Genomic DNA, 11,917 nt, shown 5'->3' on the forward strand with positions numbered 1-11,917 from the left:
CAACGTGACCGGGGTCACGCATGTCATTCGTGGGGGCAAAACGTCGACACTCCTCGTGAATCCCACCCCCGGGAACAAGAACTCCAACGATCCTAAGCGACCTCCGGGCGTTCGTTGTACTGGCCGGTCAGTTTCCGGCCCGGCCGCCGGTCAGCTCCCTGCGCAGCCGGGCCTCGTCCACCCGCCAGAAGGTGTGCTGGCTGCCGTCGACGAGGACCACCGGGATCTGCTCCCAGTACTGGTCGTGCAACTGCCGGTCCCGGGTGATGTCCTTCTGCTCCCAGGGGACGCCCAGCTCCCCGCAGACCTTCTCGATCACGGCCTGCGCGTCGTCGCACAGATGGCAGCCGGGCTTGCGGATGAGCGTGACCGACCGTTCCGAGGGGGCGGCCTTGCGCCGGAAGAGGGGACTCATGCAGGCCATTCTCCCGCCTCTTTGACGACGCCGTCGTGGAGAGTTCACACCCTTCGAACCTCGCGGCTCCGGAACCTCCGGACGGAGTGGCTATGCTCACGCCATGGCCGCTCTCGGATGGCTCACTCCCCGTAGGCGCTCCGCCACGGCGCGGAGCGTGTTGGCAGGCGAGGCCTCGGCGGAGGCCGCCCGCAAGTCCTCGCAGGAGGTTCCGCTCGCCGCCGAGCGGGAACCGGACTTCCCGGTCCTCGGCGACGACCGGGCCGCCGCCTTCTTCGACCTCGACAACACCGTGATGCAGGGCGCCGCGCTGTTCCACTTCGGGCGCGGGCTGTACAAGCGGAAGTTCTTCGAGACGCGCGACCTCGCCAGGTTCGCCTGGCAGCAGGCCTGGTTCCGGCTGGCCGGCGTCGAGGACCCCGAGCACATGCAGGAGGCGCGCGACTCGGCGCTCTCCATCGTCAAGGGCCACCGGGTCGCCGAGCTGGAGACCATCGGCGAGGAGATCTACGACGAGTACATGGCCGACCGCATCTGGCCGGGCACCCGGGCCCTGGCCCAGGCGCACCTGGACGCGGGGCAGAAGGTGTGGCTGGTCACCGCCGCCCCCGTGGAGATCGCCCAGGTCATCGCCCGCCGCCTCGGTCTGACCGGCGCCCTGGGCACGGTGGCGGAGTCGGTCGGCGGCGTCTACACCGGCGCGCTGGTGGGCGAACCCCTGCACGGGCCCGCCAAGGCGGAGGCGGTACGGGCCCTGGCGGCGGCGGAGGGCCTGGACCTGCACCGCTGCGCCGCCTACAGCGACAGCCACAACGACATCCCGATGCTGTCGCTCGTCGGGCACCCGTACGCCATCAACCCGGACGCCAAGCTGCGCAGGCACGCCCGCGAGCAGGACTGGCGGCTGCGGGACTACCGCACCGGCCGCAAGGCCGCGAAGGTCGGCATCCCGGCGGCCGCGGGCGTCGGCGCGGTGGCGGGCGGCACCGCGGCGGCCATCGCCCTGAGCCGCCGGCGGCGGTAGCGGTCACCGACGGCGACACGCCTGACGGACGGGGAGAACCCCGGATTATGCCGCCCCGGCCCCGACACGCCCCGCACTTCGCCGAAACATGCCCTTTTCCGATCAGCAACCGATCGCGTTGTGACGCTCGATAGGCCGCCAATCGGTAACAGAAGCGACGCAACCGGTGATTTGAGCAACTCGGTGTAGCAGCCCCTGCACGAAGCGTTATTCTCCTCAGACGCAATCCGGTACCCCTCCGTCGCCACGACGGGTGAACGGTTCCGCACTGCACGTGATGCAAGCTCTGCCTCTGGGAGTCCCGTGTACCCACACGTCGGGGTTGACGCCTCGGGCCTGGCTACGCTGCGCGCGACGGTCGCGGCGGTCAAAGAGACGCTGCGCGGCGCCGTCCCCACCGCGTACGCCGTCCCCGCCTTCGCCACCGCCGCCCCCCTGGGCCCGTGCTACGCACTGGCCGAGGGCAGCGCCACGGTCGGCAGACGTGGCCGTGCCGCCGGCGAGGCCACCACCCGCCGTCCCGCCGCGGACAGCGACAGTGCCCGGATGATGGACCTCGTGGAGCGCGCCCAGGCCGGCGAGGCCGAGGCCTTCGGCCGCCTCTACGACCAGTACAGCGACACGGTGTACCGGTACATCTACTACCGGGTGGGCGGCAAGGCGACCGCCGAGGACCTGACGAGCGAGACCTTTCTGCGGGCGCTCCGCAGGATCGGCACCTTCACCTGGCAGGGCCGCGACTTCGGCGCCTGGCTGGTCACGATCGCCCGGAACCTGGTGGCGGACCACTTCAAGTCCAGCCGGTTCCGGCTGGAGGTCACCACCGGCGAGATGCTCGACGCCAACGAGGTCGAGCGCTCCCCGGAGGACTCCGTCCTGGAATCACTCTCCAACGCCGCTCTGCTGGAGGCCGTGCGCCGGCTCAACCCCCAGCAGCAGGAGTGCGTGACCCTGCGCTTCCTGCAGGGCCTCTCGGTCGCCGAGACGGCCCGGGTGATGGGCAAGAACGAAGGCGCCATCAAGACCCTCCAGTACCGCGCCGTACGGACGCTCGCCCGGCTCCTGCCGGACGACGCCCGCTGACTCCGGACACGTTCCGCTACCATCAACTCACTCTTTGTGACGGTTCGTTGACTTTCCGACCTGATCATCCGCCGTCCGTAACCCAAGTGCCGGACCGCTCGTTGTGCGGGATACAGGCTCCCTGTGGTCACGTACTGGCCGACCCCATCGCTCGATCGTGTGGAAGAGGCCGGGGGCGTGCAACCCTCAGGACCCCCTGGGGAGTCGACCGTGATGACGAGAGGAGGTGCCGCCAGTGATCGCGAACGTATCGGCGCACCGGCGGGCGAACGCCTTCGCCCAGGCCCTGGAGGAGCAGTCCGACCGGGACACGGCGGCCGAGCAGTCCGCAGCGAGGGCGGGATCCCCGCCGACCACCGAGGAACAGTTCGAGCGGGGCGAGCTCCTGGCCCTGGCGGACGAGCTCGGCGCGCTGCCCAGGCCGCAGCTCGACCCCGAGGTCAAGGTCGTCCAGCGCGCCCGGCTGGTGGCCGCGATGGAGGCCATGCTCCAGGAGGGCGGGGCGGCGGACACGGCAGTACCCGAGCAGCGCTCCCGTGGGCGCGGCGCGCACCGGGCGAGCCCGCTGGGCAAGCTCAGGCCGCGTTCCAGACTGACCAAGGGGCTCGCGGCCGGCGGGCTGAGCGTCGGCGTGGCCGCCGGGGCCTTCGGCGGAGTCGCCGCCGCGAGTTCCGACGCGCTGCCCGGTGACTCGCTGTACGGCCTCAAGCGGGGCATCGAGGACTTCAGGCTCAACTACCTGAGCGACGGCGAGGACCAGCGCGGCCAGACGTACCTCGACCAGGCCTCCACCCGGCTGAGCGAGGCCCGCCGGCTGATGGAGCGCGCCCGCGGCGGCCGGCAGCTCGACCACGAGTCCATCGGCGAGATCCGCCGCACCCTGTCCGGGATGCGGCACGACGTCACCGAGGGCCACCGCCTGCTGCACGAGGCCTACGAGCGCGATCCCGACTCCCTCGGGCCCATCCAGGCGCTCTCCAGCTTCTCGCAGTCCCACCGGGACGCCTGGAGCGCGCTGAGCGACCGGCTGCCCGTGCAGCTCGGCGACGTGAAGCAGGAGGTGTCGTCGGTCTTCGACGCCATAGACGAAGAGGTCGCCCCGCTGCAGTCCCTGCTGCCGCAGCCGCCCGCGGCGACGAGCGACAGCAAGCGGCAGGCTCCCGGCGAGGCCTCCACCAGCGCCTCCGGCAGCCACCGTCCGGCCGCGCCCAGCACCGACGTCACGCCCTCCGCGGAGCGGCACACCGGCTCCGGCAGCCCATCCGGCTCGGCCACCCGCGACAGCGACGAAAGCCTGATCGGAGGCAGCACGGGCGGCCTGCTCGAGCCGCCGAAGGCCGACGGCGACGGTGGTTCCCCGACCGCCAGCAAGTCCCCGACGAGCACGCCGGACGTCACCCTCCCGCCGCTCCTTCCGGGCCTGCTGCCCGGCCTGGGCATCGACAACCAGGGCGCGGGCTAGCGCGGTACGACAGCGGCGGGGGCGCTCCTATCCGAGCAGGAGCGCCCCCGCCGCTGTCGTACCTCCGGACGGCCGGCGGAACGGCTGTCAGAAGAACACCGACCGCCGCTGCACCAGCAGCTTGTACAGCGTGTGCTGGATCTGTTCCCGGACCTGGTCGGTCAGGTTGAACATCAGCATCGGGTCGTCCGCCGCCTCCGGCGGATAGCCGTCCGTGGGGATCGGCTCGCCGAACTGGATGGTCCACTTGGTGGGCAGCGGGATCGCCCCGAGCGGCCCGAGCCACGGGAAGGTCGGCGTCAGCGGGAAGTACGGGAAACCCAGCAGCCGCGCCAGGGTCTTGGCGTTGCCGAGCATCGGGTAGATCTCCTCCGCGCCCACGACCGAGCACGGGATGATCGGCACCCCTTGCCGCAGCGCCGTGGAGACGAATCCGCCCCGGCCGAACCGCTGGAGCTTGTAACGCTCGCTGAACGGCTTGCCGATGCCCTTGAAGCCCTCCGGCATGACACCGACCAGTTCGCCCTGCGCGAGGAGCCGTTCGGCGTCCTCCGCGCAGGCGAGGGTGTGGCCCAGCTTGCGGGCGAGTTCGTTGACCACCGGCAGCACGAACACCAGGTCGGCCGCGAGGAGCCGCAGATGCCGGTCGGCCGGGTGGTGGTCGTGCACGGCGACCTGCATCATCAGGCCGTCCAGCGGCAGCGTCCCGGAGTGGTTGGCGACGATCAGCGCGCCGCCCTCGACCGGGATGTTCTCGACGCCCTTCACCTCGACCCGGAAGTACTTCTCGTACACCGGCCGCAGCAGCGACATCAGGACCTGGTCGGTCAGTTCCTCGTCGTAGCCGAAGTCGTCGACCTCGTAGTCCCCGGTGAGCCGGCGGCGCAGGAACGACAGGCCGCTCGCGACGCGTCGCTCGAGGCCGCCGTCGCCGTGCGGCTCGGCGGGCGGGCCCCCCTTCCCGGCCGCCGGGACATCAGCCGGCACGGCCGCCCTGGTGGGCAGGGGCTGGACCTCGCGAACGGGCCCGGCCTCCCCGGCCGTCCCGCGCCGGTTCCCCGCGCCACGGCGCCGCGACGGCCGCTGGGCGGCGCTCCCGCGGGACCGGTCGTCGTCGAACGGAATGACCTTGGCGTCCGCCATCGTTGCTGCGCTCCTCAGTTGGCGCTCTGCGTCGGGAGGTGCCCGCTGCCCTTCGCGGCGAGCGCGGCGACCCGGTCCACGGCCCCCGCGAGGGCCTCCGGCGGCAGCAGGCCGGGGCCCTGGCCGCTCGCGAAGTCCGCGAACGTCTCCGCCGTCGTGTACTTGGGCTCGAAGCCCAGCGTCTCGCGCATCTGGTCCGTGGCCACCACCCGGCCGTGGGTGAGCAGCCGGATCTGTTCCGGCGAGAAGTCCGTCATCCCCAGCGTACGCACCAGCGACCCGGCCCAGGTGACGGCGGGCAGCGGCAGCGGGACGGTGGGCCGCCCGAGCCGCCGCGAGCACTGCGAGAGCAGCAGCACGCCGTCGCCGGCGATATTGAAGGTGCCACTGTTCAGCGTGGCCCGGCGGGGCTCGTGGGAGGCCAGCCGCAGCACCTCGATGACGTCGTCCTCGTGCACGAACTGCAGCCGCGGGTCGTAGCCGAACACGGTCGGCAGCACCGGCAGCGCGAAGTACTCGGCGAGCGGGGTGTCGGCGGCCGGCCCGAGGATGTTGGCGAAGCGCAGCACGCACACGGCGACGTCCGGCCGCCGGCGCGCGAACCCGCGGACGTACCCCTCGACCTCCACCGTGTCCTTGGCGAACCCGCCGCTGGGCAGCGACTTGGCCGGGGTCGTCTCGGTGAACACGGCGGGGTCGCGCGACGCGGAGCCGTAGACGTTGGTGCTGGACTTCACCACCAGCCGCCGCACGGCGGGCGACTTCTGGCAGGCGCCGAGCAGTTGCATGGTGCCGATGACGTTGGTCTCCTTGACCGTGGTCCGGCTGCCGCCGCCCAGCGCGGTGCCGGTCACGTCCAGGTGGACGACCGTGTCGGCGCCCGTCTCGGCGAGCACCCGGGCGATGCCGGGCAGGCGGATGTCGGCCTGGACGAAGTCGGCCCCACCCAGATGGTGCGCCGGGGGCACCGCGTCCACGGCGATCACCCGGTCCACCTCCGGGTCACGCTGGATCCGCCGCACGAACCGGCCGCCCAGTTGCCGGGCCACTCCGGTGACGAGCACGACCTTTCCCAAGATCAGCGCCTTCCTTCCCGACCTCGTACGGGACCTGGTCCCTGCCGCGTTCCCCGTGTCGGCAAACTTAGCGGGTCGATGTTGCGCTGTGATGACCACCCGATGCGTGAAGTGACCGAATTTCCCCAGTCGGAATATGCCGGCACCGCCGGAACACCGGTCGGGGCGGCCGGAACGCGGGCCCCGACCGGGTCCGGGGCGTCCGGACACGACCGTGGCCCCCCGCCTTTCACAGGCGGGGGGCCACAGGACACGCTCTCGCGACGCCGCTTACTTCTTGTTGCGGCGCTGAACGCGCGTGCGCTTGAGCAGCTTGCGGTGCTTCTTCTTGGCCATCCGCTTGCGCCGCTTCTTGATAACAGAGCCCACGACTACCCTCGCTCACTTCTCATCACTCGGTTGTTTGGGCGCCATGGGCCCACACGACCTACGAGGGGTCAGCCTACCCGGTCGAGCGCCGAGCTTGTAATCGAGGGGTTGCCCGGGGTCTCCCCGGGCAACCGTCAGACCGTTTCCACCCCCACATAACTCTCGCGGAGGTACTCGTGTACCGCTTGCTCCGGGACGCGGAAGGACCGCCCCACCCGGATCGCGGGCAGATGACCGCTGTGCACCAACCGGTACACGGTCATCTTCGACACTCGCATCACCGAGGCGACCTCCGCCACGGTAAGGAACTGAACCTCGTTCAGAGGCCTCTCGCCAGCTGCAGCCATGACACACCTGAACCTTCCGCACTCGACGGCCACCGGCTTCCCCTTCCGGTGACTCTTCGTCGTTGCGTGCTCACTCCCCAATGTAGGGGCGGGTGATGCGAGTGGGGAAGAGGTGCACCCATCGGCGGCCTACTGTGACAGACACGCTCGATTGAGCACGTAGCGGGCCAGCGGCAGATAGTGACCAGACGGCATGCCGTCGTCAACCGGAACGGCGACCGACACCACCCCCTCGGCCTCCCCCACGAACGGCGCCGGATCGTCGGCGTCGGCCAGGCCGATCGCCTCGAAACCGAGCTGACCAGCACCGCAGACCCAGCCGTGGTCGCCGACCACCAGCTCAGGCAGCGGTCCGCCGGCCTCGGCCGCGCCGGCCAGGGCGACCCGAACCGGGAGCGGTGAGTGGCAGTGCGCACCCGGCTCACCACCGGGGCGCCCGCCACCCGGTTCCCGCACCAGGGCAACACCGCGGACGTAGTCCAGGCGGTGCGTGCGTAGACCGAACCGGGTCAATATGTCGACACAGCGACCCTGCGCGGGGGTGAGCACCTCACATCCCGCCGCCGACAGGGCGTCCGCCAAGCCGCCGTAGAACCCGAGCAGCCGATGCGGATGCCCGGTGCCGAACAGCACGGGCGCGCGCCGCCGGGCCGCACTCGCGATCCGCTCCGCGAACGCGTCCAGCGCGGCCAGCGTCCGTTCCGGATCGATCACGTCCGGGCCGGAGGTGTACCGGGGATCGGCCGAAACCCCGCACCTCCGCGCCATCAGGGCGAGCAACTCCCGCTGCCCCCAGGGCGCCTCGGGGTCGATTCCGATCAGCACCCGCGGATCCCGGGCCGCGAACAGCCGGTACCGGCGCAGACTGCCCTCGCGGGAGGTCCCGATCTCACCGGCCAGCCGAGCGGCCAGCAGATGCGCACGAAGGCCGTCGGCGGTCACCACGGTTGCGATGGTGGCGTACCGGGAGGCGGCGTACGGGCGGAACGGGGGAACACCGCACGGTTGGCCCAGTGGGTGCTCGCGCTCTCAGGGCAGCAGCCCGCGCAGCGGGAACACCGAGCGACGGGTGGCGAGGACCGCCTGGTCCAGTCGGTCGGCGGGGTCGTACCCCGATTCCCAGGGGGTGAACGGCACCGGCCACCGCCCGTCGGTCATCCGCTGCGGCGCGAGCTGCCGGGTCCGCGCGAACACCTCCTGCCGCCAGCCCTCGGGAATCATCGCCGCCGGATCGATCTCCCGCCCGGCCGCGATCCCCACCAGATGCGTCCACGACCGCGGCACCACCTCGACGACCGCGTAGCCGCCGCCCCCCAGCGCGACCCACCTGCCGTCCGCGTACTCGTGCGCCAGCTCGTGGCACGCCGCCTGAACCGCCCGCTGCGCGTCCAGCGACACCGCCAGATGCGCCAGCGGATCCTCGAAGTGCGTGTCGGCGCCGTGCTGCGAGACCAGCACCTGCGGCCGGAACCCGGCGAGCAGTTCGGGCACCACCGCGTGGAACGCCCGCACCCATCCCGCGTCCCCGGTCCCGGCCGGCAGGGCCACGTTCACGGCCGTCCCCGCGCCCGCGCCCGCGCCGGTCTCCTCCGGCCACCCGGTCTGCGGGAACAGTGTGCGGGGGTGCTCGTGCAGCGAGACCGTCAGCACCCGCGGATCCTCCCAGAACGCGGCCTGCACCCCGTCCCCGTGGTGGACGTCGACGTCGACGTAGGCGACCCGCTCGACACCCAGCTCCAGCAGCCGTGCGATGGCCAGCGCCGCGTCGTTGTAGATGCAGAACCCCGAGGCGCCGCCCGGCATCGCGTGGTGCAGCCCGCCGGCGAAGTTCACCGCGTGCAGCGCGTCCCCGCGCCACACCGCCTCCGCCGCCCCCACCGACTGCCCCGCGATCAGCGCGGACACCTCGTGCATCCCGGTGAACGCGGGATCGTCCTCCGTGCCGAGTCCGTACGCCCCGCGGGCCGAGCGCGGATCGGCGGACGCGGCCCTCACGGCGTCGATGTAGTCGGGGCGGTGCACCAGCCGCAGCGTCGACTCGCCGGCGGGTTTCGCCGCGACGACCCGCAGCTCCCGGTCGAGCCCGAAGGCACCCACCAGCTTCCGGGTCAGCTCCAGCCGGACCGGGTCCATCGGATGGTCCGGGCCGAAGTCATAGCCCGTTACTGCCTCGTCCCACATCAGCTGTGCGCGGCCGCTCATGCCCGCCACCGTATCGGTCCGGTTGAGCCGCGAACGACCTGGCGTACACGAGCGTCACCAGCACCAACACCATGGGCACGAGCATGGCCCCGCGGTAGCTCCAGGCGTCCCCGAGCGCACCCACCAGCGGCGAACCCACGAGGAAGCCCACGTAGTTGAAGATGTTGAGCCGCGCGATCGCCGCGTCCGAGGCCTCGGGGAACAGCCGGCCGGCCGCGGCGAAGGTCTGCGGCACGAGTACGCACAGCCCGAGCCCCAGCAGGGTGAACCCGAGCATCCCCAGCCACGCGTCCGGCGCCACGGCCACCACCGCGAACCCGGCCGCCGCCACCAGCGCCCCGAGCCGCACCACCGCGGCCGCGCCGAACCGCCGCACCCCGAAGTCCCCGATGGACCGCCCGGCCAGCGTGGTCACCATGTACACGTTGTACGGCACGGTCGCCAGTTGCTCCGAGCCGCCCAGCACGTCCTTCAGGTACTTCGCGCTCCAGTTGGACACGGTCGAGTCGCCGATGTAGGCGAACGTCATCACCAGGCACAGCGGCAGCAGCAGCTTGAAGACCGGGCCCCCGCCCCGCCCGGCCGCCGGGCCGGCCGCGGGCTCCGCGACGCCGTCGACGTACCAGCGGCTGCCCAGCAGCGCCACCGGCAGCAGCACGGCCGCCACCGGCAGGTACGACACCCACAGCGCGAGGTGCCAGTGCGCCCCGGCCCAGGCCAGTGAGGCGCCGACGATCCCGCCCAGGCTGTAGGCCGCGTGGAAGCTCAGCATGATGCTGCGCCCGTACGCCCGCTGCAGGCTCACCCCCAGCATGTTCATCGAGGCGTCCAGCGCCCCCACCGCGAGCCCGAACACCGCGAGGGCCACGCCTAGTCCGGCCAACCCGTCGCCGGCTCCGACGCCGACCAGGGCCAGCAGCACCACCGGCTGCGACCAGCGCAGCAGCCGGCTGGGCCGGACCCGCCCGACCAGTCGCTCGGTCGTCACACTGCCGACTCCGGCGAGGACGGGGACGCCCGCCAGGAAGAGCGGCAGCAGCGCGTCGGAGATGCCGTAGCGGTCCTGGATGGCCGGGATGCGCGTCACCAGCAGCGCGAACGCGACGCCCTGCGCGAAGAAGCCGAACGCCAGCGAAGCCCTGCCGCGCCGCAGCACATCAGTCATGGCGGCGAGCGTAGGGCCCCCGGCTACCTGTGGGTAGATACAGCCAAAGGTGAATTTCCTTCAGCTTCGCGCGTCCGGCCGGTCAGGCGGCGACGGCCGCTTCGGGCCGGACGCGGGCCCTGTCCGCCTCCGCCTCGGTGGTGAGCAGTCGCGCCATCGGCTCGGCCGCCAGGCCGCCGCCGACCACGAAGGCCGCCGTCAGCACCACCGCGATGACGACCGTGCCGAGCCAGACCATGGTGTCGACCGGGAGGGTGCAGGCACCGACGACCCGGGCGACGCATTCGACCAGCAGGGCGGTACCCCACACCAGCGAGAAGGCCCGCTCCTTGCGCCGGAAGGCGTCCGAGCCGGCTGCCGTGCCCGAGGCGAGCCGTTCCCAGGCCGCTTCACGGCGGGCGTCGCCCTTGATGAGGAAGGGTTTCATCCCCGCGGTCATGGCCGGTCTGCCGAGTGCCACGGAGACCAGGATCCCGATCGCCAGGGTGCTGCTGATCGCACCGTCCTTGGCGAGCATCAGCCGCGGGTCGCCGGACACGAGACCGGCGACGAGGCCGACGGCGTTCACCGCCAGGGTGAGAAGGGCGAGCGCGTTGGTCGTGCGCTCCTTGACCACGCCCCACACGGTCCGCGCCGCCGGCACCACGCTGCTCCAGGCGAGCGCCTCGACGGTGCTCGTCCCGAGGGCCTCCCTGAGGAGGTAGTACGCGCCGACCGGCAGCGCCACGTCCAGCAGCAGCGGCTCGAAGGTCCGCGGCCTGCCCGGGTTCCGCCCGCGGCCAGGGTGCTCGGTCCGGTTCCGGTTCCCCGTGGTCTTCGTCATGCCCCCAGCTTCGCGGCGGGCTCGGTCCGGCGGTAGGAACGATCGTCCGGAGGTCCGTATGACAAAAGTCAGTCACCGGCCGGTGCCGGCGGTCATATCAGCAGGTCGGCCAACTCCCCCATGGTGGTGAAGAGTCGATCGGCTCCGGTGAGCCTCGTCGCCGGGGTCATCGCGGTGAACCCGTACACGTCCATCCCTGCCGCCACGGCCGCTCGAACGCCCAACGGGGAGTCCTCCACGACCAGGCAGCGCCCGGGTGCGGCGCCCATCCGCTCGGCCGCGTACAGGAAGAGGTCGGGTGCCGGCTTGCCCCTCCCGACGTCCTGGGAGCTGAAGATCCGGTCGTCCGTGAACCATCGGTCGAGGCCGGTGGTCCGGTGCCCCACCCTGATCCGCTCGTGGCTCCCGGACGACGCCACGCAGTACGGCACGCCGTCCGCGGTCAGCTTCTCCAGCACTTCGCCGACGCCGGCGACGGGCTGCAACTCCCGCTCGAACGCGGCGAACACACGGGCGTGGAACACGTCGTCGAAGTCGTCCGGGAGCCGTTGCCCGGTCCGCTCCAGGAGCAGGTCGTGGATGCGGTGCATCGCGGACCCCATGTAGTCGCGGATGGAGTCCTCGTACGTCGTCGGGTGCCCCAGTTCCGTCAGATGGGCCGCCAGGATCCGGTTGGAGATCGGCTCACTGTCGACGAGAACGCCGTCGTTGTCGAAGATGACGAGGTCGTAGCGCATATGCAGACCCTAAGGGACCGTGAACGCAGAAAACCCCCGCATCTTTCGATGCGGGGGTTTTCCCAACAATT

At 71.6% G+C, this 11,917-nt stretch carries 13 protein-coding genes; 3 read left to right on the forward strand and 10 right to left on the reverse strand.

Features of this window, described 5'->3' with window-relative positions; all coding sequences use genetic code 11:
• Positions 1-127: 127 nt before the first annotated feature.
• Positions 128-424 carry a glutaredoxin family protein gene (locus tag MXD57_RS28780; protein ID WP_250405102.1) on the reverse strand — a complete coding sequence of 99 codons (297 nt, stop codon included), beginning with the start codon at positions 422-424 and terminating at the stop codon, positions 128-130.
• Positions 425-518: 94 nt separating this feature from the next.
• Here MXD57_RS28780 and MXD57_RS28785 point away from each other — a divergent pair, with 94 nt between their 5' ends.
• The 3 genes from MXD57_RS28785 (at position 519) to MXD57_RS28795 (ending at position 3,984) form a co-directional block, all read left to right on the forward strand.
• The gene (locus MXD57_RS28785; RefSeq protein WP_250405103.1) at positions 519-1,439 is read left to right on the forward strand and encodes an HAD family hydrolase; all 921 of its coding nucleotides are present in this window, start codon (positions 519-521) and stop codon (positions 1,437-1,439) included.
• 303 nt (positions 1,440-1,742) lie between these two features.
• Positions 1,743-2,522, forward strand: a complete 780-nt coding sequence (locus tag MXD57_RS28790; protein ID WP_250405104.1) for an ECF subfamily RNA polymerase sigma factor, BldN family — start codon at positions 1,743-1,745, stop codon at positions 2,520-2,522.
• 235 nt (positions 2,523-2,757) lie between these two features.
• Positions 2,758-3,984, forward strand: coding sequence for a DUF5667 domain-containing protein (locus MXD57_RS28795; protein ID WP_250405105.1), 1,227 nt, complete (start codon positions 2,758-2,760; stop codon positions 3,982-3,984).
• 87 nt (positions 3,985-4,071) lie between these two features.
• Here the strand turns inward: MXD57_RS28795 and MXD57_RS28800 are convergent, their stop codons facing one another.
• The 9 genes from MXD57_RS28800 to MXD57_RS28840 form a co-directional block, all read right to left on the reverse strand.
• Entirely contained in the window at positions 4,072-5,127 is a 1,056-nt protein-coding gene (locus tag MXD57_RS28800) for a lysophospholipid acyltransferase family protein (RefSeq protein ID WP_250405106.1), read from the reverse strand.
• A 14-nt stretch (positions 5,128-5,141) separates the two neighbouring features.
• Positions 5,142-6,203, reverse strand: a complete 1,062-nt coding sequence (locus MXD57_RS28805; RefSeq protein ID WP_250405107.1) for an NAD-dependent epimerase/dehydratase family protein — start codon at positions 6,201-6,203, stop codon at positions 5,142-5,144.
• Positions 6,204-6,473: 270 nt separating this feature from the next.
• Positions 6,474-6,572, reverse strand: coding sequence for a 30S ribosomal protein bS22 (locus MXD57_RS28810; protein ID WP_003948845.1), 99 nt, complete (start codon positions 6,570-6,572; stop codon positions 6,474-6,476).
• 134 nt (positions 6,573-6,706) lie between these two features.
• Positions 6,707-6,919 carry a helix-turn-helix domain-containing protein gene (locus MXD57_RS28815; RefSeq protein ID WP_159045100.1) on the reverse strand — a complete coding sequence of 71 codons (213 nt, stop codon included), beginning with the start codon at positions 6,917-6,919 and terminating at the stop codon, positions 6,707-6,709.
• A gap of 129 nt (positions 6,920-7,048) precedes the next feature.
• The gene (locus MXD57_RS28820) at positions 7,049-7,864 is read right to left on the reverse strand and encodes a phosphatase (RefSeq protein ID WP_250405108.1); all 816 of its coding nucleotides are present in this window, start codon (positions 7,862-7,864) and stop codon (positions 7,049-7,051) included.
• Positions 7,865-7,948: 84 nt separating this feature from the next.
• Positions 7,949-9,121 (reverse strand): acetoin utilization protein AcuC, encoded by a 1,173-nt coding sequence (locus MXD57_RS28825; RefSeq protein WP_250405109.1) that lies wholly within the window; start codon positions 9,119-9,121, stop codon positions 7,949-7,951.
• Positions 9,072-10,286, reverse strand: coding sequence for an MFS transporter (locus MXD57_RS28830; protein WP_250405110.1), 1,215 nt, complete (start codon positions 10,284-10,286; stop codon positions 9,072-9,074). The genes MXD57_RS28825 and MXD57_RS28830 overlap by 50 nt, the downstream gene beginning before the upstream one ends.
• Before the next feature lie 82 nt (positions 10,287-10,368).
• Entirely contained in the window at positions 10,369-11,109 is a 741-nt protein-coding gene (locus tag MXD57_RS28835; RefSeq protein WP_250405111.1) for a VC0807 family protein, read from the reverse strand.
• Between the two features lie 92 nt (positions 11,110-11,201).
• Positions 11,202-11,846, reverse strand: coding sequence for an HAD family hydrolase (locus MXD57_RS28840; RefSeq protein WP_250405112.1), 645 nt, complete (start codon positions 11,844-11,846; stop codon positions 11,202-11,204).
• Positions 11,847-11,917: the final 71 nt, after the last annotated feature.

The organism is Streptomyces cellostaticus, from assembly GCF_023630175.1.
Lineage (GTDB): Bacteria > Actinomycetota > Actinomycetes > Streptomycetales > Streptomycetaceae > Streptomyces > Streptomyces cellostaticus_A.